Source organism: uncultured Caulobacter sp., from assembly GCF_947036865.1.
Taxonomy (GTDB): Bacteria; Pseudomonadota; Alphaproteobacteria; order Caulobacterales; family Caulobacteraceae; genus Caulobacter.
Genome location: NZ_CAMQSF010000003.1, coordinates 1 through 22803, shown reverse-complemented (window position 1 = coordinate 22803; position 22803 = coordinate 1). Strand labels below are relative to the sequence as shown.

The 22803-nt window shown below is 67.5% G+C and carries 16 protein-coding genes and 1 tRNA gene; 10 read left to right on the top strand and 7 right to left on the bottom strand.

Going from position 1 to position 22803, the window contains the following annotated elements:
- Positions 1-64: 64 nt before the first annotated feature.
- Positions 65-138 (top strand) — tRNA-Cys (locus Q0V34_RS03505).
- A gap of 4 nt (positions 139-142) precedes the next feature.
- On the opposite strand, the gene Q0V34_RS03500 is transcribed toward Q0V34_RS03505, so the two are convergent.
- From Q0V34_RS03500 to Q0V34_RS03480, 5 genes are all read right to left on the bottom strand, one after another.
- Positions 143-436, bottom strand: coding sequence for a type II toxin-antitoxin system HicB family antitoxin (locus tag Q0V34_RS03500; RefSeq protein ID WP_297507790.1), 294 nt, complete (start codon positions 434-436; stop codon positions 143-145).
- Between the two features lie 76 nt (positions 437-512).
- Positions 513-1712 (bottom strand): phosphatidylinositol-specific phospholipase C1-like protein, encoded by a 1200-nt coding sequence (locus tag Q0V34_RS03495; RefSeq protein ID WP_297507787.1) that lies wholly within the window; start codon positions 1710-1712, stop codon positions 513-515.
- Positions 1713-1789: 77 nt separating this feature from the next.
- Positions 1790-4189, bottom strand: coding sequence for a TonB-dependent receptor (locus Q0V34_RS03490; protein WP_297507784.1), 2400 nt, complete (start codon positions 4187-4189; stop codon positions 1790-1792).
- A gap of 415 nt (positions 4190-4604) precedes the next feature.
- On the bottom strand, positions 4605-5804 hold the full coding sequence (locus tag Q0V34_RS03485; RefSeq protein WP_297507781.1) for a TetR family transcriptional regulator: 1200 nt from the start codon (positions 5802-5804) through the stop codon (positions 4605-4607).
- 59 nt (positions 5805-5863) lie between these two features.
- Positions 5864-6508: an arylesterase gene (locus tag Q0V34_RS03480; RefSeq protein WP_297507779.1), complete on the bottom strand. Its 645-nt coding sequence runs from the start codon at positions 6506-6508 to the stop codon at positions 5864-5866.
- Positions 6509-6563: 55 nt separating this feature from the next.
- On the opposite strand from Q0V34_RS03480, the gene Q0V34_RS03475 reads away from it, so the two are divergent.
- From Q0V34_RS03475 to Q0V34_RS03445, 7 genes are all read left to right on the top strand, one after another.
- A complete protein-coding gene (locus Q0V34_RS03475) occupies positions 6564-7247 on the top strand; it encodes an ABC transporter ATP-binding protein (RefSeq protein ID WP_297507776.1) in 684 nt (227 codons plus the stop codon).
- A gap of 3 nt (positions 7248-7250) precedes the next feature.
- Positions 7251-9767: an FtsX-like permease family protein gene (locus Q0V34_RS03470; protein ID WP_297507773.1), complete on the top strand. Its 2517-nt coding sequence runs from the start codon at positions 7251-7253 to the stop codon at positions 9765-9767.
- A 98-nt stretch (positions 9768-9865) separates the two neighbouring features.
- Positions 9866-12709, top strand: a complete 2844-nt coding sequence (locus Q0V34_RS03465; protein ID WP_297507770.1) for a TonB-dependent receptor — start codon at positions 9866-9868, stop codon at positions 12707-12709.
- On the top strand, positions 12697-13290 hold the full coding sequence (locus tag Q0V34_RS03460; RefSeq protein ID WP_297507767.1) for a sigma-70 family RNA polymerase sigma factor: 594 nt from the start codon (positions 12697-12699) through the stop codon (positions 13288-13290). Before Q0V34_RS03465 ends, Q0V34_RS03460 begins: the two co-directional genes overlap by 13 nt.
- Complete coding sequence (locus Q0V34_RS03455) at positions 13280-14263, top strand: FecR family protein (protein WP_297507764.1); 984 nt, start codon at positions 13280-13282, stop codon at positions 14261-14263. Before Q0V34_RS03460 ends, Q0V34_RS03455 begins: the two co-directional genes overlap by 11 nt.
- A gap of 136 nt (positions 14264-14399) precedes the next feature.
- Positions 14400-17033 (top strand): TonB-dependent receptor, encoded by a 2634-nt coding sequence (locus tag Q0V34_RS03450; protein ID WP_297507761.1) that lies wholly within the window; start codon positions 14400-14402, stop codon positions 17031-17033.
- 96 nt (positions 17034-17129) lie between these two features.
- Entirely contained in the window at positions 17130-18173 is a 1044-nt protein-coding gene (locus Q0V34_RS03445; protein WP_297507758.1) for a phosphatidylinositol-specific phospholipase C domain-containing protein, read from the top strand.
- Positions 18174-18390: 217 nt separating this feature from the next.
- Here the strand turns inward: Q0V34_RS03445 and Q0V34_RS03440 are convergent, their stop codons facing one another.
- Both Q0V34_RS03440 and Q0V34_RS03435 read right to left on the bottom strand, forming a co-directional pair.
- The gene (locus Q0V34_RS03440; RefSeq protein WP_297507754.1) at positions 18391-18822 is read right to left on the bottom strand and encodes a hypothetical protein; all 432 of its coding nucleotides are present in this window, start codon (positions 18820-18822) and stop codon (positions 18391-18393) included.
- Positions 18819-19451, bottom strand: a complete 633-nt coding sequence (locus Q0V34_RS03435) for an acyltransferase (RefSeq protein WP_297507751.1) — start codon at positions 19449-19451, stop codon at positions 18819-18821. The genes Q0V34_RS03440 and Q0V34_RS03435 overlap by 4 nt, the downstream gene beginning before the upstream one ends.
- A 96-nt stretch (positions 19452-19547) precedes the next feature.
- Here Q0V34_RS03435 and Q0V34_RS03430 point away from each other — a divergent pair, with 96 nt between their 5' ends.
- On the top strand, positions 19548-20900 hold the full coding sequence (locus Q0V34_RS03430; RefSeq protein ID WP_297507748.1) for a hypothetical protein: 1353 nt from the start codon (positions 19548-19550) through the stop codon (positions 20898-20900).
- A 56-nt stretch (positions 20901-20956) separates the two neighbouring features.
- Positions 20957-22402 (top strand): lipopolysaccharide biosynthesis protein, encoded by a 1446-nt coding sequence (locus Q0V34_RS03425; RefSeq protein ID WP_367272025.1) that lies wholly within the window; start codon positions 20957-20959, stop codon positions 22400-22402.
- The last annotated feature ends 401 nt before the right edge of the window (positions 22403-22803 follow it).

Genomic DNA, 22803 nt, shown 5'->3' with positions numbered 1-22803 from the left:
GCCCCGCCAGCGCTCCTGTATCGAACCCCCTCCCCCGCCGACGTGATTTGCGTCGACCCCGGATGGCCCGGTGGCGGAGTGGTGACGCAGCGGACTGCAAATCCGTGCACCCCGGTTCGATTCCGGGCCGGGCCTCCATCTCTCAACCGTTATCGCGCCCAGGTGTGCTTGGCGTTCGCGGGTCCAGGGCCACGGACGCCAGGACGGCGCCGGCTGAAAGCTCTTGTGCGTGCGCGGTCCGGATCGCCTCGATGGACCGAGCTTCGGGCCGCGCGCCATTGCGAGCGTCGTAGTGCTCCATCCAATCGCGGAGGGCTGCGCCAGCATTGTCCAAGGCCTCATCGACAGTGTCCCCCATGGCGGTGCAGCCCGGACAGTCGGGGATGACCGCGCCGTAGGCGCCGGGCGCGCCGTCGATAAGGGCGATGTATCGCATGAGTTCTCCCTAAGCCGACCCTATCACGGCGCCGGCGAAAGGCGGATCGCGGCGAACGCGCCCCCGCTTCGCCGGCCTATCGCGCCGCCCCAAGGTCGCACGCCTTCGGCGCGTTGATCGGGTTGCAGCGCGCTTCGCCGCCGCCGGGCAGGCGCACGACATAGTCGGTGCCGTAGGTGTTACCCGGCTTGTAGAAGTCCGTCGAGACGATCTGGGCGCCGCTCGCGAACGCCTGGTTGGCGCGGCTGAGGTCGTTGAGCTTGGCCTCGTAGGTCTCGATGTCGGCGCGGGCGCGGACCAGATAGCCCTGCCTGACGCGTTCGGGGATTTCCTTGGCCCGCATCGTGGCGTTGTCGAGCAGCAGGAAGGCCGCGTAGCTCTGGCCCGGCGTGGCGCGCAGGAAGGCCGCGCGACCCTCCAGATTCTCGTGCCCCTGGTGATAGGCGGCGAGCGCGGCGGGATCGAGGGCGGTCAGCAGCAGGAAGACGAACTTGCCGCGGGCCTTGCCCAGCGTCGGCCAGTGATGGGCCAGCACCGCCGTCTCGAGCGTGGGATAGTCGCCGCGCACATCGTCGGGCGTCACCAGCTTGTCGCGGCCGATGATCTCGAAGATCGACCTGTCCATCTCGTTGAACGCGGCGCTGTCGAACGGCAGCGGCGGCGCGGCGTTGGGGAACAGCGGCACCGGGTCGCTCTTGGCCTCGACCAGGATGAAGATCGGCGCGTGATCGGGATGCGCGTCCGACCAGGCGCGCAGTTGCCTCAGACAGGTGGCGAACAGGTTGCAGCTGGAGCGCACGTCGAGATCGGCGACGTGGAAGACCTTCAGGCCGGGCTTTTCCATGTCGGTCGCGTCGTAGGGCAGCATGGCGCCGTTGGGCACGCCCCGCGCGCGCAGGGCCGCGTAGCCGGCCGGGTGGGCGTAGCGCCCGCCTTGCGGATCGTTGTTGATGTCCAGCTCCAGGCTGCGCAGGCCCGCGTCGAGCTGGGCGGTCAGCGACGGAAAGCGGTAGCTGAGCGCCTCGCTCATGCTGGTGAAGTGGGGGTGGTACTCTTCCCACTCCTTCTTCATCTCGGGCGGCATCCGTTCGGCGAAGGTCGCCATCTTGGTTCCGATCGCCGCGTCGGCCAGGGCCAGCAGCTTGGGATCGACGCCCTGGGAATAGCTGTTGTGCGTGCCCAGAACCTGGATCTGGTTCAGGCGCGGCTCTTCGGCGCGGGCCGCTCCGGCCAGGAGCGCCGCGGCGGCCACGAGGCCGAGGGTTTGCGTTTTCATGCCCGAGATCTCTCGCGATGAGGCGCGCCGCGGGAGACCGGCGTGGACGACCACGCCGGCTCCGCTCGGCGGCGAGGTCAGAAGTTGACTTTGGCGAAGGCGCCCAGCGTCCGGTAGGCGTTGGGCGTGGTGTAGTGCAGCAGGCCGAGCGCGCCGTAGATCTGCCAGCCGGTCGAATAATAGGTGTTCAGTAGGTTGCGGCCATAGACGCCGAACTCGACGGAGTTGTCGAGCTTGACCAGGCTCAGACGGCCGTTCAGCAGACCATAGGCCGGGATCCGCGAATAGGTCGAGTTGGGCGTCGACGTGCCGTCGGCCCGGGCGACCGGCGGCGCCAGGATGTCGCCGAGAATGGCCCCGGTGACCGTCTGGGTCTCGCTGCGATAGGCGTAGTCCAGATGCGCCTTGAGGGTCAGGTTGGCGCCGGCCTCGCGGCTGTAATCGACCGTCAGGGACGTCTGCCACTTGGGCGCGTTGGTCAGGCGGGTGCCGGTATAGTTCGCCGTCGGGCTGGCGACGTAGTTGGTGAACTCGGCGTCGGTGTAGGTCAGCGATCCGCCCAGCGTCAGGTCCCGGCTCGGGCGCACGGCGATCGAGGTCTCGGCGCCGCGCGAGCGCAGGCCCGGGGCGTTGCCGATCGCCGAGGCGAGGATGAAGCCGCCGACGCCCGTCGTGACCGGCGTCAGGATCGTCGCCTGGAAATTGGTGAACTTCGACGAGAAGACGTCGGCGTTGAACCGCACGCGCTTGTCGAAGAGCTCGCTCTTGAAGCCGACTTCCCAGCTCTTCACCGACTCGGCGTTGTAGGGGTCGTAGCGGTTGCCGACGAAGGCGACGCCGCCCGGCTTATAGCCAGTCGCGTAGGTCGCGTAGACCATGGCGTCCGGCGTGATCTGGAATTGCGGGGCGATGCGGTAGGTGAAGCGGCCGCCCTTGACCGAGCCGGAGCGGAAGTCGCTGGTCGGGGCCGAGCTGGTGGCGATGAAGGTCGGGGTATAGCCCGCCACCGGCACGGGATCGATGTTCAGATAGCCGATGGTCTGGCTGTTATGATCGTGATTGTAGCGGCCGCCGAACGTCACGCTCAGCCGTTCGACCGGCGTGATCTTGACCTGGCCGAAGACGGCCGCCGCCCGGTTGGTGGCGTCGAACTTGACCGCGTTGCCCAGCAGGGCCCGGGTGATCGGGTCGAACGCGCCGGTCAGGGCGTACAGCGTCGGGGTGCGGACGCCCGTCGGCGAGAACAGCGGCGCGCCCAGCGTGCCCCACTGCAGCTGCGTCTGCTTGGCGTTCAGGTCGTTGTAGAAGGCGCCCAGCAGATATTCGACCGGCCGGCCGGTCGGCGAGGCCAGGTGCACCTCCTCGCTGAACTTCTTGGTCTTCAGCCGCCCCTCGTTGAACGGGATATAGGCGTAGAGATTGCCCGGCAGCAGGTCGGCCGGGGTGTCGTTGTCGTAAGCCGTTTCGCGATAGGCGGTGATCGAGGTCAGCGTGTGCTCGCCGAGCTGGTACGTCGCGTGGATCGAGCCGCCGGAGTTGACCGTGCGGATGTGGCCCATGGAGCCGTCGGCGCTGTCGGCGTTTTCCGGTCCGGGCCGGACGCCCAGGGCGATCTGCTGAGCGGTCACCGCCGCGGCCGGGGCGAAGCTGGTGCCCGCCGGGCCGCCAACCGGAACGCGGATGCTGGTGTCGACGTGGTGGGTGTATTCGCCCGCCACGACCACCTCGAGCGCCGGCGCGGGCAGAAGCAGCAGCTTGCCCCGAACGCCATATTCGTCGACGCGGCCGAGGTTGCGGTCGAGGACGACATAGCGGCCCTTGCCGTCCTGGCCCTGCGCGAAGCCCGAGACCCGGAGGGCGGCGTGGTCGCTGATCGGCAGATTGACCGTGGCGTTGGCGATCCGGTCGTTGCGCTCGCCATAGCTGACATAGCCATTGCCGGCGAACTGGCCGATCACCGGCTTGTTGGTGGTGATGGCGATGACGCCCGAGGTCGAGTTCTTGCCGAACAGCGTGCCTTGCGGCCCCATCAGCACATCGACGCGCTGGACGTCGGTCAGGCCGATCAGGCCGTTGTCGCGCTGGGCGTCCATGACCACGTCGTCGACCACGACATTGACCGACTTGGCGTTGGAGAAGTCGAACGAGGTGCTGCCGACGCCGCGGATCTGGAAGGCCGCGCCCTGGGTCGGATCGTATTGCACGCCCGGCACGACGTACTGCAGGTCGGTCAGGGCGGTGTAGCCGCTGTTTTCCAACGCCTGGCCGGTGACCGAGGTGATCGAGATCGGCACCGACCGCGCCTTCTCCTCGCGGCGCTGGGCCGTGACGACGATCTCCTCCAGACCGACGCTTTCGGATCCGGCCAGCGGCGCGCTCGACGCCTTGGCCTGGGCGCACGCTTGTTCGGTGACGCCGAGGCTGAGCAGCACGGTGGCGGCGCTGGCCATCAGCGCCCGCGAGAAACGACACTTCATTGGAAACCCCCTGAACTGGTCGTCACGCCAGACCCCTCGCGGGGCCGTCGAGACGGCGAGACCGAGGCTCCCTTTAGAGCGCGAGCATGACAGGAGAATAACAGTTGTTCAAAACCATCAGCACTTCACGTCGCCCTTTTTCCGCGCTCGACCGACGCCCACCGGTGTTGAGATTTTCCGGCAATAGGAGGGATAAGGACATTATCGCGCGGGCGGCCAAACCCGGAACCCGCCTGATAGCTGGAGACACTTGTTCAGTTGACGGCATTCTGCGCGGATCGCGGCTAGCCCCGTGCCGCCCGCCCCGTAACAAACGCAAGGGATCGCCGGCGCGCTCTTGGCCGACAAGAAGGGTCAAGGGGCTCCTAGGCCCGCCCATCCCGCTTCGGTGACGCCGAAACGGGCTCGCCCAGACTCAAGCGACGGAACGGAGTCGCCACGCCTCGAAACGGGCGAAGGCGCCCTGGTAATGCTCGTCGCGCGGCCGCTTGCAGGCCAGGCCGATCATGCCCATGCCGAACACCGCGACGGAGAAGACCTGCCCGGCCAGGCGGTCGAACCCGGCGCCGACGCCGAGGCCAAGCTTGGGAAGATCGCCCGGGCGGACGTTCTCCCCGCGCCGGCGACGCATGTCGAGGGCGTAGGAGGCCAGGCTCGGCTCTCGGACGGCGGCCAGGGCGATCATCGAGGTCGCCTTGAGCAGATCCTGCGCGCTCGGCTCGGCCTTCCAGGCGCCGTCTTCGCCCGAACGCGCGTCACGCTGCCGCGCGCTGAACCGCGCGATCACCGTATGCAGGCCGGCGGCCACAAGGCTGGCGCGGGCGCCGAAGTGATAGACGACCGTCGAGGCCGGCATGCCCGCGGCCAGCGCGACCGACCGGTGGGTCACGCGCTCGATGCCGGACGAGACGATCAGGTCTGCGGCGCGATCGGCGATGCGCTGGCGCTTGGGATCGCTCTCCTCGACGCTCGGCGGCGCGGGCGGATCAAGCATCGCGATCAGCGCGCTCGCGGTGTCGGTCGCCGTCTCGTCTCCCGGGAACATGCCTCGCGTCAGCCGCTGCAGGCCAAGGACCCGCAACAGCACATAAAGCGGATTGTCGCCGGCGCTCAGCGAGAATCCGGCCTCGTCGAGCGCGTAGCCCATGGCGAAATCGGCCAGGTCAGGGTCGTCGAACAGCAGGCGCGACCAGAACCGCCCCGCCTCCTCCAGCCATCTCTCGAGGGCCGAGGATCGGTCGGGCCGCAAGGCGTAGTCGTGCACGAGCTCGATCAGCAGAATGAGCTGGCGGCGCTCGGCCTCGACCCAATCACGAAGGGCCAGCTCGACCAGGGCCGCGCGGGCGGCCGCGTCCATGGGTCCAAGATCACGCTGGCGCGCCAGCCAGCGCGCGTGGAAGGCGACATCGCGCGCGTGGGCGTGCTCGGTCACACGCTCGATCAACTGCTCCTTGCTGCCCATCCGCGAGGAGATCACGGGGACGCTCACCCCGAGCCTGGTCGCCAGGGGCCGCAGAGTCAGCTCCGCGAGGCCGCCGGAAGCGACCAGATCGAGGGCCTGGTCCGCGATCGCTTCGACGGAAGGAAAGGCTGGGTTCACCGACACAAGGCGCATCTAGCCCATCGCCAGCTGAAGGTCACGATCGGATGGCTTTGCCCGCTTCGCAGCCGCGCCTAAGCCGCGGCGCGCCCGAGCGCCTTGGCCACCAGCGGCGCGAGCGCTTCGCCGATGCGCTTGGCGCCGGCGGCGTTGGGATGAATGCCGTCGCGCTGCATCAGGGACGGGTCGCCTCGAACCCCGGCCAACATGTTGGCGAGGACCGGGACGCCGAATTCCTTGGCCAGGTTCGGATAGATCGCGTTGAAGTCCCGCGCGTAGCTGGCGCCGATGGTCGGGGGCGCGGCGACGCCGACCAGCACCGCGCGGACGCCGCGCGCCTTCAGCTTCTGGAGAATGCCGCGCAGATTGGCCTTGGTCTGGGCCGGATCGACGCCTTGCAGAAGATCGTTGCCGCCCAGGGCCACGACGCAGACCCTGGTGTCGGCGCCGACGCTGAAGCCGACCCGCGCCAGACCGCCGCCGGAGGTGTCGCCCGACACGCCGGCCGCGCGGACGACGGCCGAGGCGCCGCGTCGCGCCAGCGCCGCCTCAAGCTGGGCCGGCATGGCGTCCCGCGCCGGCAGGCCAAGGCCCGCGGTGATCGAGTCGCCCAGCACGGTCACGACCGGCGGCTTGGGCGCGGCGGCGCCCTGGGTCAGCAGGCCAAGCCCCACCAAAATGAGGCGGCGGCTCGGAAATCGGTGTGCGGTGGCGTTCATGCTTCCTATTTAGGTCGAGCACCGACGGAACAAGCCCGGCCGCGCAGGAAACCCGATGACCGAAGCCTCCCCCGCCGCGCCCTTGCAGCTCGACGCCGTGGCCCTCACCCTGCCCTCCGCCGCCGGTCCCGTCGAGATCCTGCGCGGCGTCGACCTGACCATCGCGTCCGGCGAGCGGGTGGCGATCGTCGGTCCTTCCGGGTCGGGCAAGTCCTCGCTGATCGCCGTCGCCGCCGGCCTGGAGGAGCCCACGGCCGGGACGGTGCGGCTGTTCGAGCAGGATCTGGCCAAGCTGGGCGAGGACGCGCGGGCTCGGCTGCGGCGCGGTCGGGCGGCCCTGGTGTTCCAGGCCTTTCACCTGCTGCCCAACATGACCGCCGAGGAGAATGTCGCCACGCCGCTGGAGATCACCGGCGCGCGCGACGCGATCGCCACCGCCCGCGACTGGCTGGCGCGGGTGGGCCTCTCCGGTCGCCTGAGCCACTATCCGCACCAGCTGTCGGGCGGCGAGCAGCAGCGGGTCGCCCTGGCCCGCGCTCTCGCCGCGCGCCCCGCCTTGCTGTTCGCCGACGAGCCGACCGGCAATCTCGACGGCGCGACCGCCACGGCCGTTGCCGACCTGATGTTCAACCTGGTGGCCGAGGTCGGCGCGGCGCTGGTCATGGTGACCCACGACCCAGCCCTCGCCACCCGCGCCGACCGCATCGTGCGGATGGCCGACGGCCAGATCCAGGCCTGAGCCATGGCGCCGCTGGCCTTCCGCCTCGCCGCTCGCGAACTGCGCTCGGGCGTTCGCGGCTTTCGGATCTTCCTGGCCTGCCTGGCGCTGGGCGTCGCGGCGATCGCCGCCGCCGGCTCGACGGCGGAGGCCTTCCGCCAGGGTCTGGCCAGTCAGGCGCGCGAGATCCTGGGCGGCGATCTGTCGTTCTCGGTCGAGAACCGCGACTTCACGGACAAGGAGCGCGCCGCGATCCAGCGCCTGGGCCCCACGACCTATACGGCCAGCGCCAACGCCATGGCCCAGGCACCGAGCGGCGAGCGCCGCCTCGTGAGCCTGCGCGGCGTCGACGGGCGGTTTCCGCTGGCCGGGGTCGTCAAGCTGGACGGCGCGGGCAGCCTCGCGGGCGCGCTGGCCGACCACGACGGCCTGCCCGGCGCGGCGGTCGAGCCGGCCCTGCTCGATCGTCTTCACCTGAAGATCGGCGACCGGTTCGAGGCCGGCGCTCTCACCCTGGTGGTGCGCGCCCGCCTGGTCAGCGAGCCCGACGGCCTCTCGCGCGGCTTCGCCATCGCCCCGCGCGTGCTGGTCCGCGCCGACGTGCTGGAGCGCTCGGGCCTGCTGGCGGCCGGCGGGCTGTTCGGCCGCACGGTGCGGGTCGACCTGCCGCAGGGGCAGGATCCGCGCGCCACGGGCAAGGCGATCCAGAAGGCCCTCCCCGACGCCCGTTTCCGCGTGCGCGACCGCCTCGACGCCGCCCCCGGCGCGCGGCGGCTGATCGATCAGCTGGAATACTTCCTCAGCTTCATCGGCCTGGCCTCGCTGGTCGCCGGCGGTCTGGGCGTGGCGGGCGCGGTCTCGACCTATCTTTCGAGCCGCGAGCCGGCGATCGCGGTCTTGAAGGCGCTGGGCGCGGAGAGCGGGCTGATCCGCGACCTGCACCTGATCCAGATCGGCGTGCTGGCGCTGCTGGGCGTCGGTATCGGTCTTGCGATCGGGGCCGCCGCGCCGCTGGCCCTGGGCCAGGCCGTCGGCTCCAGCCTGCCCATTCCCGCGCTGTTCAAGCTCTATCCCTGGCCGCTGATCAAGGCGGGCCTGTTCGGGGTCCTGGCGGCGGCGGCCTTTTCGCTCGTGCCTCTGGCCCGCGCCCGCGCGACGCCGCCGTCCGCCCTGTTCCGGCGCGCGCCCAAGGCCCGGCCGCCGTTCGGCCTGGAGACGATCGGCGCGGCGCTGGCGGGCGCGGGCCTCGCCGCCCTGGCCATCGTCACCGCCCCCACGCCCTTGGCGGCGGCGATCATGATGGCCGGCGTCGCCGTCGCGTTCGGCCTGCTCGCCATCCTCGGACGCGCGGCCGCCTGGGCCGCTGGTCGAGCCCGGCGCCTCGCCCGGGGGCCGATCAAGCTGGGCCTCGCCAATCTCGCCGGACCGGGCTCGGCCGCCCATACCGCCAGCCCCGCCATCGGCCTCGGCGTCGCCCTGGTCGCCTGCGTGGTGCTGATCCAGTCGGCGCTGCTGGCCCAGGTCAGCGATGTGGCGCCCCGCACCGCTCCGGCCATGGTGTTCACCGAGATCCCCGCCGATCGCGCCGAGGCCTTCGACGCCGCGGTCGCCGGCGTGATGGGCCCGCTGAGCGACGAGACCTATCTGCGCATGCCTTTCGCCACCGGCCGGATCGTCGCGCTGAAGGGCAAGCCGGTCGACATCCAGGCGATCAAGCCGTCCGGACGCTGGGCGTTCGACAACGACATCGGCCTGTCCCTGGCCGCCGCCGAGCCGCGCAACGCCGGTGTCGTGGCCGGCCGTTGGTGGCGCGCCGACGACACGGGCCCGCCGAAGGTCGCCCTGACCGTCGAGATGGCGCAGGCCGCCGGCCTGAAGGTCGGCGACAGCATCACGATGCTGATCCTGGGCCGCGAGATCGAGGCGCGGGTGGCGGCGCTGCGCAAGGTCGATTTCGGCGGCTTTGGCCCGAACTTCGCGCTGATCTTCAATCCCTCGACGCTGGAGGGCGCGGACCTGCGCAGCGTGGCGATCGCCCGCCTGGGCCGCGACCGCGAGGCGGCTCTGACCCGAGCCCTGGGCGTCCAGTTCCCCTCCGTGAACGTCATCAGCGTGCGCGAGCAGTTGGACGCGGCGGCGGCGCTGTTCGAGCGGCTGGCCCTGGCGATCCGGGGCGCGGCGGCGGTCGCCGGTCTGGCGGGCCTGCTGGTCCTGGCCGGGGCCATCGCCGCCGGCGCCCGCGCCCGGGCTCGCGAGGCGGCCACCCTGAAGGTGCTGGGCGCGACGCGGGGCCAGATCCTGGCCGCCTATCTGATCGAGTACGGGGCCGTCGGCCTGATCGCCGGCGCGGCGGGCCTGGCGCTCGGCTTCGCCGCCGCCTGGCCGGTCGTGGTCAAGGTGTTCGAGGCCCACTGGAGCGTCGACTGGGGCGGTGTCCTGGCGCTGATCGGCGGCGCGACGGGCCTGACGACGCTGGGCGGCCTGGTGGCGGCGGGCCTGGCCCTGTCGCAGCGGCCGGCGCCGGTGCTGCGCGGTGATTAGCGCTCCAGGACGGTGAAGCTTCCCGCCGTCTGTCGCCCTTCTGTCATCACCCGTCGGTAAGGGACCTAGGTTTTCAGCCTTGGGCCGCCACGCCGGGCATGCCGTCTTCACTTCGCACCTGTCTGACCTTGGTCGCCGGGCTGGCCGCCTCGGGGGCGATGGCGGCGACGCCGACCGGGCTTGGCGAGAGCTTGACGCGGTTGGCCGCCGAGCGCGACGTGCTGATCCTTTATCCGCCCGACCTGGTCGCCGGACGCCATGGCCGCCCCGCCCCGCGCGGCCTGCCGGTGCGCGCGACGATCGAGGTCCTGGTCGCCGGGACCGGCGCCACGGTCCGCGAGGTGCGGCGCGGCGTCTTCGTGCTCGAAAGGGCCAAGGCGCCGGCCCCGCCGCCCGCCGCCATGAGCGCCGCCCCCGCCGATGCGGAGCCGCGCACGCTCACGCCGGTCACCATCACCGCCGCCTACGCGGCCAGCCTCGACCGATCGCTCGGCGCCAAGCGTGCGGCCGCCTATGTGCTGGACGCGGTCAGCGCCGAGGACATCGCCCGCCTGCCGGCCTATAACGCCGCCGAGGCTCTGCAACTGGCGCCGGGGGTCAGCCTGGAGCGGCACCGGGGCGTTGGCCTCTATGTCAGCGTCCGGGGCCTGGGGCCGCAGTTCCAGAACGTGCTGCTGAACGGCCGGCCGATCGCCCTGAACGACCTCGTCGAGAACGGCGGCTTTCGCGGGCGGCAGTTCCGCTTCGAGGTCCTGCCCGCCGACGTCATCGACCAGATCGAAGTCGCCAAGTCGACCACCGCCGACATGGATGAAGGCGCCCTGGGCGGCAATATCGACGTGCGCACGTTCAAGCCGCTCGACCGGGGCCGACGCTCGGTCGCGTCGCTGCGGATGTCGCGGGGCCAGACCGGCAAGCCCGACCCTTCGGTCTCGGGCGTGTGGAGCTGGGTCGACGACAGCGGCCGCCTCGGCGTCCTGGCCGGCGGCGTCGCCGAGCGGCGGCGCATCCGCAACGACCGGCTCTATCAGGTCGGCTGGAACCTCAACCGCTTCGCCTCGGTGCTGGGTCCCGGGCTCTACACCCCGACCCGCACACGCCCGACCCTCGAGCTGGAGGATCGCCGGACGGTGTCTGGCGACGTCACGCTACAGTGGCGACCGTCCAAGGCCTGGTCGCTGGAAGCCGACCTGCTGGCGACGCGGCTCGACGCGCACTACGACGAGTACGGCCTCGACATCTATCCCGACGATCCGTCGGTCTCGAACCCACGTTTCGTGGCCGGAAGCCAGACGATCGTCGGCGACACGGTGCAGGCCGGAACCATCAACGACGCCCGCTGGATGGCCTCGCGCGAGACCAGCCTGAACCGCCACGACCTGGTCGCGCTGGGCCTTCATCAGCGCTGGACCGGCGGCGCCTGGACCGCGGACGCCGACTACGCCTTCTCCCGCGCCCGCAGCTATCATCCGGACGGGCGCGGCACGGTGCGCGCCCGCGTGGCCTTCTTCGCGCCGCTGCAATACGACTTCGGACACGGCCTCAGCGGCGGCCCGACCCTGCGGACCCCGGTCGACTACGCCAATCCGGCCAATTTCGTGGGCCAGACCTTCGACTACACCTGGAAGGACTCGCGCGACAGCGACCAGCTCTATCGGATTGACCTGCGTCGCGATCTGCCGGCGGGCGGGCTGTCGTTCGGCGGCGAGGTCCACATCCGCAAGCGCGACTATCGGCGGCGCGACTGGAACCTCAACACCCTGGTCGGGACGCCGCTGACCAGCCTGGGGCCGGCCTTCCATGGCCAGACGCCGGTCTCGGACTTTCTTTCCGGAACGCCCGCCGATCTGCCACGCCGCTGGGTGGCGCCGAACGCCCGCGCCTTCTACGACCTGCTCTACACGCCCGAGGTCGCCGCCCAGCCCCCGTCCCTGGCGGACCTGCGCAACTCGTTCGTGGTGCGCGAGGCCATCCGCGCGGCCTATGTCCGCTACGACTTCGCCACGACGCTGCTGGGCCGTCCGGTCAGCGGCGAGGCGGGCCTGCGCTACGCGGCCACGCGCCAGCGCTCCATCGGCGTGGTCTCGAGCGGCGATGACCCCCTGCCCGCCCAATGGCGCAAGGACTATGGCAACTGGCTGCCGAGCGGCAATCTGCGGATCGACCTGACAGGCGACCTGCTGCTGCGTCTGGCCGCCTCGCGCGTGGTCAACCGGCCCAATGTCATCGACAGCGCCCCGCGCATCACCCTGGCGCGCGACACGCCCACGGCCAACGGCGGCAATCCCGAGCTCAACCCGTTCCTGGCCACGCAATTCGACGCGTCGCTGGAATGGTACCAGCCAGCCGGCGGCGCGGTGAGCCTGGCGGTGTTCGACCGGCGGCTGGACAACTACATCACCGCCCAGAACACCTTCATCGAGGTCCCCGGTCGCGGCCAGATCCTGCTGTCGACCAATGTCAATGGCGGCGACGCGCGGATCCAGGGCGTGGAAGCCTCGTTCAGCCGCGTGTTTCGCCGCGCCCCGGCGCCGCTGAACGGCCTGGGCGTCCAGGCCGCCGTCACGCTGGTGCGTAGCCAGGCCAACTATTTCGCCGGCGACCGGGTGATCCGCAACGCGCTGCTGGGCCTGTCGCGCGCCACCTATAGCGGCGTGGTCTTCTACGAGAAGGGCCGCGGCTCGGTGCGCCTGGCCTATAATTGGCGCGGGCCCTACCTGACCACGATCGGCAGTTCGGTCACCGCGCCCTCGACCACCGCGGCGTTCGGCTCGCTGGACGGCGCGGCCGCTTGGCGGGTCAATTCGGCGACGACCCTGTCTCTCGAAGGCGTAAATCTGGCCGACGCGCGCCGCTTCGTCTATGGCGAGAGCCGCGACCAGCCGATGGAGATTCATCACTGGGGCCGCTACCTGTCCGCGAGGCTTCGATGGGCGTTCTGACCTTCCAAGACGGCGCGCCCGCCACGGGCGAGCCGCCGAACGACGCGCTCGACTCGGCCCCGAAGGGCCCGTCGACCGACGCGCCGCGTTTCGACTCCCTCGTCGCCCGCTATCGCCGCCCCTTGCTGAGCTTCTTCCGCCGCCGCGCGCTGGGGGTGGAGGATGCCGAGGATCTGACGCAGGAGGTCTTCATGCGCCTGTCGCGCCGCTTCTCCCATCTTCGCTGGGACAATCCGGACGGTCTGATCTTCACCGTCGCCTCCAACACCCTGGTCGACCACGAGCGCCACCAGCGCGCCCGGGCCAGCGGCCGCCACGTCGAGGTCGACCCCGCCCTTCCCGCCAACGAGCCCTCGGCCGAGGCGGCGGTGGCGGGCCGCCAGCGCCTGCATCGCCTGGTGGCGGCGCTCGACGATCTTCACCCCAACGCGCGCTCGGTTTTCGTCCTTTGCCGGTTCGAGAACCTGACCCAGGCCGAGGTCGCCAAGCGGCTCGGCCTATCCGTCAGCGCGGTCGAAAAGCACATGATGAGCGCCTTGTCGCGGCTGCGCGAGGCGATCGAGGCCCCGAATGACCATTAGTCCCGAAGAGGGCTTGCCCGATCCCGGCCAACTGCTGGCCGCCAGCCTGACCCGCCCTCTGACCGCGTCCGAACAGGCCTATCTCGACGCCTGGGCCGCCAGTTCGGCCACCGCCCGCGAGGAGATCGCCCGCACGCGCGAGGCCTGGATGGCTCTGGGCCTGGCGGCGGAGGATCCCGCCGTGCGCGCCATGCGCCAGGCCGCGCGCCGCGAGGCCGGCCTCGACCGCGTCGCCGCGCCCCGGTCGCTGGTCCGACGCCTCGTGATCGCTGGCCTCGGCCTCGCCGTCGCGGCGGCCCTGGCGGTGGGCGTGACGCTGTCGACGAGGGTCGAGACGCGTGTCTTCACCGCGCCCGACCATGCCGCCGCCCACCTGACCCTGACCGACGGCAGCCGCGTGACCCTGAGCCCCGGCGGGCGGCTGGAGAGCCGCTTCACCCTCGGCGCGCGCGACGTCGCTCTGCGGAAGGGCGACGCCTATTTCGAGGTGGCGCACAACGCGCGGCGGCCGTTCACGGTGGCCGCGTCCGGGCGGACCCTGACCGTGCTGGGCACCCGCTTCAACGTGGCCGGCGGCCGGCGTCTGACGGTGTCGCTGGTCGAAGGCTCGCTGCGCGTCAGCCAGGCTGGAGCCCCGAGCGTCGTGCTGCGTCCGGGCGAGCGCTATGTCGAGACCGCACCGGCGGCCGGCGCGGTCCAGGCCGGCGACGTCGCGGGCGACGCGGCCTGGACCAGCGGCCGTGTCGTGCTGACCGGCGCCACCCTGGCCCAGGCCGCCGAACGGCTGTCGCGCGCCGCCGGCCGGCGGGTGGAGTTGACCGATCCGGCGCTTTCTAACCTGCGCCTCTCCGGCTCGCTGCGGATCGAGCGCATGAGCGACGTCGCCGCCGGCCTTGAGGCCCTGCTGCCGGTGAAAACCCGGCTGACCCGCGAGGGCGACCTCTTCATCTCCCCGGGGGTCAAATCGTCCTGAGACGGATAAAAGTCGAGAGTTTTCAACAGGTCGTCGCAAATAATTCACCCGCCGCCGACTGAGGCGGCGGGACCCGGCTTCCGTTCTTCTCCCCCGACCCGCGCCTCCCCGCGGGCCAACCAAGATCGGGGGATACATGATCCGCTCCACCAAGCCCGCCCGCTGCGCGGGCGCCGTCGCCGTCCTGGCCTTCGCCGCCCTGGGCGCCGGCCAAGCCTTCGCCGCCGAGCCGGCCGCTCCGGCCGCTGACGCCACCACCGTCGACCAGGTCGTCATCACCTCGTACGGCAAGAGCCTGCAGGCCGCCGCCGCGCTGAAGCGCAGCGCCGCCTACGGCCTGGACGCCGTCAACGCCGAGGACATCGGCAAATTCCCGACCCGCAACGCCGCCGACGCGCTGCAGCTGGTGACCGGCGTCACCATCGACCGCCAGCGCGGCGCGGGCCTGTATGTCAGCGTTCGCGGCCTCGGCCCGCAGTTCCAGTATACCGAGCTGAACGGCCGCTCGATCGCGGTCAACGACCTGATCGAGAACGGCGGCGCCAAGGGCCGCCAGTTCCGCTTCGAGGTGCTGCCGACCGAGCTGATCTCGCAGATCGAGGTCGTCAAGACGCCGACCGCCGACATGGATGAAGGCGCCCTGGGCGGCAATATCAACATCAAGACCTTCAAGCCGTTCGACCTGGGCAAGAAGGCCGCCTTCTCGGTGCGCGAGACCTATAACGACGTGCGAAAGAAGGCCGACCCGTCGGCCTCGGGCCTGCTGAGCTGGACCAACGAGGCCAAGACCCTGGGCCTGCTGGCCTCGGGCCTCTATGACGAGCGCCACGTCCGCAACGACCGCCTGTACCAGGTCGGCTGGAACCTCGATAAGTTCAAGTCGGTGCTGGGCAGCGGCTTCTACACGCCCTCGCGCACCCGTCCGACCATCGAGACCGAGCACCGCAAGCTGTCGTCGGGCGCGATCTCGGGCCAGTGGAAGCCGAACGGCGACTTCCAGACCGATCTCGACATCCTGGTGACCCGCCTGGACGTCGACTATGACGAGTTCGGCCTCGACATCTATCCGGACGACACCACCTTCGCCACGCCGCAGTTCGTGGCCGGCAGCCAGAAGGTGGTCGGCGACACCGTCGTCGGGGCCACGATCAACAATGTCCGCTGGATGGCCTCGCGCGAGACCAGCCTGAACCGCCACGACCTGGCGATCTTCGGCGTCAAGCAGGCCTGGACGCCCGGCGCCTGGACCTTCAACGCCGAGTACGGCTATTCGCGCGCCCGCAGCTATCACCCGGACGGCAAGGCCACGACCCGCGACCGGATCGCCTTCTTCGCGCCGCTGACCTACGACTTCTCGCGCGGCTACAAGGCCATTCCGCAGCTGACCACCCCGGTCGACTACACCAATCCGGCCAACTTCGTCGGCCAGGCCTTCGACTACACCTGGAAGGACTCGCGCGACACCGACGAGACCTTCCGCCTGGACGGCGCGCGGGTGTTCTCGGGCTGGTTCACCAAGATCGCCTTTGGCGCGGAGCAGCACAATCTGAACCGCACCTATCTGCGCCGCGACTGGGTGCTGAACGACATCCTCAACGTGCCGCTGAGCACGCTGGGCGCCAGCTTCTACCAGCCGATGCCCTATTCGGGCTTCCTGTCGAACTTCTCGGGCAATACCCCGCGCGCCTGGGTCAGCCCGACCCGCGACGCCTATTACAACCGCCTCTACACCCCGACCGTCGCGGCCCAGCCGTTGTCGGCGGCCGACCTGCGCAACTCCTTCATCGTCGACCAGAAGATCCACAGCGCCTATGTGCGCGGCGACTTCAAGTTCGACCTGGGCGGCGTGCCGGTCAGCGGCAACGCCGGCGTGCGCTATGCCGAGACCAAGCAGCTGGCCAGCGGCACGCTGACCAGCGGCTCGACCCCAGTACCGGTCGGCTATCTGAAGGAATACAAGAACTGGCTGCCCAGCCTGAACATCAAGGCCGAGCTGCGCGAGGACCTGATCGCCCGCTTCGCCGCCTCGCGCGTCGTCAACCGTCCGAACGTCACCGACAGCGCCCCGCGCATCAGCGTCTCGCGCGACTCGCCGACGGCCTCGGGCGGCAACCCGGACCTGAACCCCTTCCTGGCCAAGCAGTACGACGCCTCGCTGGAATGGTACCCGGCCCCGACCACGGCCGTGACCGCCGCCGTCTTCCTCAAGAAGATGGACGACTACATCACCGCCCAGAACGTCACGATCCAGGTGCCGGGCCGCGGCGACGTGCTGCTGTCGTCCAACGTCAATGGCGGCGACGCGCAAGTGCGCGGCTTCGAGGCGGCCTACAACCAGTCGCTGTCGTTCCTGCCCGGCCTGTTCAGCGGCCTGGGCGTGCAGGCCTCGGTGACCCTCGTCGACAGCAAGGCCAACTACTTCGCCGGCAATCGCCAGATCAAGGACGACCTCGTGGGCCTGTCCAAGACCAGCTACAACCTGGTCGGCTACTATGAGAAGGGTCCGCTCAGCGCCCGCCTCGGCTGGTTCTGGCGTTCGCGCTATCTGCAGTCGATCGGCAGCACCACGACGGCCCAGTCCTACATCGCCCCGTACGGCTCGCTGGACGGTTCGCTCTCCTACCAGATCACGCCGCGATACGCCGTGACCCTGGAAGGCTCGAACCTGAGCGACGAGGTCCGCTACACCTACGGCAAGACCACCGACCAGCCGATGGAGATCTATCACTGGGGCCGCACGGTCTCGCTGACGCTCCGCGGCAAGTTCTAAGCCATCCCCAACGCCCTCCCTTCCGCGGGAGGGCGTCAACTCGCGCGGGCTGGTCCAAGGCCGGCCCGCGCCCTTCTCTTGCAAGATGAGGTCGCCATGTCGCCGGTTCGCCCCCTGCTTCTCGCCGCCGCCCTGTCGGCCCTCGCCCTCTCCGCCGTCGCGGCCGAGACGCCCAAGCTCAACACCCTGCGCTGGCTCGGCTCGCACAACAGCTACCGTCCCGAGCTCGATCCGGCCGCCCTGGCCCACCAGCGGCAGGTGATGGGCGAGCACTCGCGCGGCGTCGAATACGGCCATCCGCCGATCCAGGCCCAGCTGAACCTCGGACTGCGCCAGCTGGAGTTCGACCCCTATGCCGACACCGCCGGCGGGCTCTATGCCGGCCCCTACGCCAACGATCCGGCCAAGGCCGCGATCATGAAGGGTCCCGGCGCCAAGGTGCTGCACGCGCCGGTGGTCGACAACCGCACCCACTGCCTGCGCCTGATCGACTGCTTCACCGAGGTGGCGACCTGGTCCAAGGCCCACCCCGGCCACCAGGCGCTCGTCATCTTCGTCAACACCAAGGAAGAGCCGTTCAACACCCCGGCCATTCCGAACCCGCCGCTGTGGACCGAGGCCGACTTCGCCGGCCTGGACGCCGACGCCCTGAAAACCTTCGGCCGGGACCGGATCATCACGCCCGACGACGTGCGCGGCGCCCGCGCCACCCTGCGTGACGGCGTCACCGGCGGCGGCTGGCCGACGGCCGAGGCCGCGCGCGGCAAGGTCCTGATGGTGCTCGACGCCAACCCGCGCATCGAGGCGGCCTATCGCGCCGGCCATCCGTCGCTGAAGGGCCGCGTGCTCTTTGGCCTCTACGCCGAGAACGAGCCGGAGGCGGCGGTGTTCAACATCCAGGACCCGCGCCCCGAGGAGGCCCGCATCAAGGCCCTGGTCGCCCAAGGCTTCCTGGTCCGCACCCGCAGCGACGCTGACACCACGGAAGCCCGCAACCACGACCTGGCCCGCCTGCGCTCGGCCGAACGCTCCGGCGCCCAGATCATCAGCAGCGACTACTACCCGGGCGCGCCGGACCCGCTGGGCCTGAAGTTCGAGGCGAAGCCGGTGTGGTTTGGGGAGCAGAAAGCCGCGCAATGAGCGAATGGCGCGCGCAGCTACTACGGAGCTCCGTCTGCCGGGCTTGAGGCCGTCGCCAAAGAGGCGAAAGGCCTCAAGCTGGATAGCAAACAGCCACAGAACCCCATTTCCCGCCTGATCACCACCCCGTGAGAATTTAAATCGCTGTGCAGAATTAAGGAAAAATCCTATATCTCTGAGCAGATCACTCATTACTTTGTATGAATTAAGCGAGTGATCAGTGAGTCTGATTCCCTTTTATCAATCTATTAAGGAAAGAACCTACCGGACGATCGACTAACTCATATAATAATATTGATGCAATAATCGATATTGTCACACTCAGCGTGATCGACAATAGCGGCGACACAATCGATAGTTTTCTCAATATAACAGGAGCAACTGGAGCCACTATCGGATGAATTAAGTAGAGCGCATAGGAAACCGCCCCCATATAGATCATCCACCGCGGAAAGAGGGAACCCCAGCGCCCTTCGGAGCTCGCCACGCCAAAAACCAACGCTGCCGCAGCAAGGGGGACGGCGAGTGAATTCAGAAAGACGTTGTCAAGTCCGCGACCAAAGACGACGTAGGCCGCTCCAACAAATACAGCCAAAACAGATATAACGCTTGGGACCGCATGCCGCTCCAGAAACTGAGCGATTATCATGCCAAGGAGAAATTCCAGAACTCTAGCGTCGAAATATATTCTGTACGCCGCCAATTGCTAGACCTAAAGAATGAGATCGCGAAGAACGCTAACAAAACTATGCTACAGAATTCCAAAATCTTACGTCTCGCCAAGAGGCCGATTGCAAAGACCCCATAGAAGAAAAACTCCAATATGAGCGTCCAACCAACTCCGAGCAACGGCTCCACATTGCCCTCAACATTTTCACTCGGAATAAGAAGGTAAGACTTTAATACATATACAGCTTCTATAGATGAATGCAGAGCAACTCCAGGCACCACTATCATGATGGCCAATTTCAACGTCGTCACAAACCAGTAGAGCGGCAATATCCTAATCGCTCGCTTCTCACAAAACGTCTTTATCCCCGAAATCCCACTGAGACGTTTTGAGGATACGAACATGACAAATCCGCTTATCGTGAAGAATATATCCACACCACGAGCGCCGTTTAGCCATATAGGATATTCTGGAACTAGCCTTTCCTTCAAATAGAAAGTAGAGTGCATCAATATTACAATGAAGGCCGCAACAAGCCTTAGGCATTGAATGCCGTTGTATTTTCCCGCGCCCCCCTCAAGGCCAACGGACTCTCCCCTTAATTGCATCCCATCCCCTCTTGTTGAGCACTCAAGTCGCTCTTGCCACTTTGATGATGGCGCCTGGCGGACTTTCCCAATATGAGGGGGCAGCCCGAGGCGAAAATGACCACAGCGCATTCCTCCATGTACGAGAACCACCGCACCCTAGCCAAGCCCAAACGGTCCCGAGGATTGAGCTCGGAAGACTTTACGAATTTCGCGTGTATGTTTTATGTGTTATTACACTACATCTTGCTCGCGTTTGCATATAGATATTCCCCCTCGCTGCTCGATGAGATAACTGCGGTTCTCGCCCTACCTTTTGCAATTTCGTACGTTATTCGCAGCCGAGACGTTCTCCCGGTTTTCTTTTTCCTGCTCTACGCACTATTTCTTTACTTGGGTGCAATATCTAATCAGCTCGGCGGGGTACTGCAGCCACAATCCGGGCTCATCGCGATATTGCTCGACGCGAAAATCGCCGTATTCGCCCTTGCCATGTGCTATATATTTTCAAATTCCAAGGACCCGGAGCGCATCATTAGCTCAGTCCTTAGGACAATGATAATTATAGCAATCATAAACACGCCGTTTATGGCGCTAGACTATCTACGCAAATCCGATATTCACGGGGAAATTCTTCAAATTAAAAGCGGATTTATCCAACCGCGCGGCCTCTTTCACCACCCTACGGAACTTGCGTGGCTGTATACGTTTTCGGCGTTTTATATGGCCTATCAATACTCGAAGCGTCGCACATCAATGAATATGGCGGGCGTAATATGCTTTTCTTTATTGGCAATTTTGTGCGTCTCCATTAAGGAAATATTCGCACTACTTCTCGGAAATTTCCTGATCATTCGCATGCAGCGGCGCGAACGCTTCGACATCGGCATGCGCATCATCGCCGCCTCACTGATCGCCATGGGCGGCTTTCTCGTAGCCACTTCGGATTTCGGCGCTGCGGTTCTCAAGCACGTCGGCATGTTCTGGGGCGAGAGCTCCATTCCCACGGTGCGGGCCGGCATGACCGACGCCTCCTGGCGGATAGCCAGCGACTTTTTTCCGCTCGGCTCGGGTGGGGGGGCGTTCGGGAGCGCGCCGTCGTATCAGGGGGGCTATAGCAACGTCTATTACGCCTACAACATTCACCTTTTATGGGGCGGCAGCCGTGAGTACGCCGCATTTTTGCAGGATGTGTTTTGGCCAAAGATTATCGCAGAGGGAGGATGGATCGGTGGCATATCCTACATCGCCTTCCTTGGTGTTTTCCTCTTGCGAATTTTTCAGACTCGTAAGAAAGGCGAACGTATAAATGCCGGATGGCTTCGTGTTTGCCAGTCTTTTATTTTCCTCGCTCTGTTGGTTTCCTTGGCGTCAGCGCCTTTTACGAACGAGCTGATCCTGTTCATGACAGCCTTGGCTTTCGGATACGCGGGAAGAAAGCAGTTCGCGGCCCAACCGCTGAGATCTTGACCACTGGAAGGTGGTCTATACTTGGACCACCTTCTAAGACCGGGTGCATATAATTAATGTTTTGGCGGGGCATTTTCGGATATCTGCCGGTAGCGTTCGTACAAGCGGCGACCGGCATATTGACGATGGTCGTCTTTACCCGGCTCCTGAGCCCCGCGCTTTACGGCGCGTACGTTCTGGGCTTTTCGGCGGGCAGCCTGGTTCAGGTCTGCCTGCTTTCCTGGACGGAGGCCTCGACCGTACGCTTCTGGGCCATCCGCCAGCGTGATGGCCAGCTCTCGGACCACTTCGCCACGCTGTATCGTCTTTGGGGGCTCAGCGCGGCGGCCGTGCCGCTCGCCATACTGGTGGTCCTGGCGTTGCCGCTCGGCAAGTCGCTGGAGACCGCGCTGATCGCGGCGCTAGTCTCGTGCCTGGCCAACAGCGTCGCCAAGCTCGCCCTCGATAAGCGACGCGCCGCGGGCGAAACCACAAAGGTCGCGATGCTGTCGGTCTTCCAGTCCGCCGGCGGCTTTCTGCTGGGCGTCGGCCTCGTCAAGCTCGGGCTTGGCGGGGCCGCCCCGCTCCTCGGGGTGGGCTGCGCCTCGTTGGTGATCTGCCTTCTGGTGCTGCCGACCGAAATCTCGAGCATGAGCGGCGGCAAGTTCACGCCGTCGTTCGCGCTCGAATACGCCAACTACGGCCTCCCCGTCTCCGCCTCGCTGATCATGGCGACGGTGCTGTCCAGCGCCGACCGCCTGATCCTGGGTAGCATGCTCGGGGAGTCGGTCGTGGGCGCCTACCACGCCGGCTACGCCCTGGGGAACCGGACCCTCGAAGTCCTCTTCATCTGGCTCAACATGGCCGGGGCGCCCGCGCTGGTCGCGGCCCTGGAACGCGGCGGCAAGGCGGCGCTCAACGCCGCGGCCAAGGAGCAGGCGTCCCTGCTGATCCTGATAACCCTGCCCGCCGCCGTCGGCCTCATCCTCGTGAGCCGTCCGCTCGTCGAAGTCATGGTCGGCCCCGCCTTGCGCGCGGACGCCGTGCGGGTGACGCCGTGGATCGCCGCCAGCGGCTGGCTTTCGGGCGTGACCACCTACTATCTCATGCAGGCCTTCGGCCTTGCCCGACGCACGAAGCTGCTGGTGCTGACGATGGCGATACCAGCGGTCCTGAACATCGTGCTGAACGTCGCGCTCATTCCCATCTTCGGCCTGGAAGGCGCGCTGCAGGCCACCACGGCGAGCTATGCGGTCGGCCTCGCCGCCGCGTGGTTCTTCGGGCGGTGGGCCTGCCCCCTTCCCTTCCCCATAGACGTCCTTCTCAAGGTCGGCTTGGCGAGCCTCGTCATGGCGCTGTGCGTCAGGCAGATTCCCGCCATCGGCGGATTTGGCAAGCTCAGCGTGAAGGCCGCCGTCGGCGCCCTGGTCTATGGCGCGCTGGCGCTGACGTTCGATATCGGCGGCTTCAGGTCGCGGGCGGTGAATCTGCTCCGAAAGGCGCCCGAGACCGAACGCCCCTAGACGGGCGGTCAAGGGCTTTGATTGCCCACGTGAACGTCATCGGCGTGGCGTTGGCGGCGAAGTTCGTCAACCCAAGAGCGCGGAAATCTGGCGCGGACCATCTCGGCGCGAAATGGCGTATACGCGGCGCGCTTGTGCGGTTAGACTGAGCATCGGTCGACGCGCGGGCTATTGCGCGACGAGACTTACCACGAGCGCTACGTCGACAATCGAACATAGAGCTCACCAAGACGGTTCTTATGCTCCGGTGTCAATCGAACCCGGCCGTGGAGACAGATTTGACACGAAGCTTTATTCTGGATGATCCACTGGGGCTTTAAAGAGTGGGTCGTAAGGGGATTTTCTTTTGTCCGTCGTCAGAAGTTTTGGGACAGCCGGGCTGCGGATTTAGTGGAGGGTTG

Bases quoted from the DNA above. Each gene is read 5' to 3' on its own strand.
- Q0V34_RS03465 (WP_297507770.1), top strand. From the start codon at position 9,866: ATGCCGTCTTCACTTCGCACCTGTCTGACCTTGGTCGCCGGGCTGGCC.
- Q0V34_RS03495 (WP_297507787.1), bottom strand. From the start codon at position 1,712: ATGAAAACGCAAACCCTCGGCCTCGTGGCCGCCGCGGCGCTCCTGGCC.
- Q0V34_RS03490 (WP_297507784.1), bottom strand. From the start codon at position 4,189: ATGAAGTGTCGTTTCTCGCGGGCGCTGATGGCCAGCGCCGCCACCGTG.
- Q0V34_RS03425 (WP_367272025.1), top strand. From the start codon at position 20,957: ATGTTTTGGCGGGGCATTTTCGGATATCTGCCGGTAGCGTTCGTACAA.
- Q0V34_RS03455 (WP_297507764.1), top strand. From the start codon at position 13,280: ATGACCATTAGTCCCGAAGAGGGCTTGCCCGATCCCGGCCAACTGCTG.
- Q0V34_RS03485 (WP_297507781.1), bottom strand. From the start codon at position 5,804: ATGCGCCTTGTGTCGGTGAACCCAGCCTTTCCTTCCGTCGAAGCGATC.
- Q0V34_RS03500 (WP_297507790.1), bottom strand. From the start codon at position 436: ATGCGATACATCGCCCTTATCGACGGCGCGCCCGGCGCCTACGGCGCG.
- Q0V34_RS03440 (WP_297507754.1), bottom strand. From the start codon at position 18,822: ATGATAATCGCTCAGTTTCTGGAGCGGCATGCGGTCCCAAGCGTTATA.
- Q0V34_RS03460 (WP_297507767.1), top strand. From the start codon at position 12,697: ATGGGCGTTCTGACCTTCCAAGACGGCGCGCCCGCCACGGGCGAGCCG.
- Q0V34_RS03450 (WP_297507761.1), top strand. From the start codon at position 14,400: ATGATCCGCTCCACCAAGCCCGCCCGCTGCGCGGGCGCCGTCGCCGTC.
- Q0V34_RS03435 (WP_297507751.1), bottom strand. From the start codon at position 19,451: ATGCAATTAAGGGGAGAGTCCGTTGGCCTTGAGGGGGGCGCGGGAAAA.
- Q0V34_RS03430 (WP_297507748.1), top strand. From the start codon at position 19,548: ATGACCACAGCGCATTCCTCCATGTACGAGAACCACCGCACCCTAGCC.
- Q0V34_RS03475 (WP_297507776.1), top strand. From the start codon at position 6,564: ATGACCGAAGCCTCCCCCGCCGCGCCCTTGCAGCTCGACGCCGTGGCC.
- Q0V34_RS03480 (WP_297507779.1), bottom strand. From the start codon at position 6,508: ATGAACGCCACCGCACACCGATTTCCGAGCCGCCGCCTCATTTTGGTG.
- Q0V34_RS03445 (WP_297507758.1), top strand. From the start codon at position 17,130: ATGTCGCCGGTTCGCCCCCTGCTTCTCGCCGCCGCCCTGTCGGCCCTC.
- Q0V34_RS03470 (WP_297507773.1), top strand. From the start codon at position 7,251: ATGGCGCCGCTGGCCTTCCGCCTCGCCGCTCGCGAACTGCGCTCGGGC.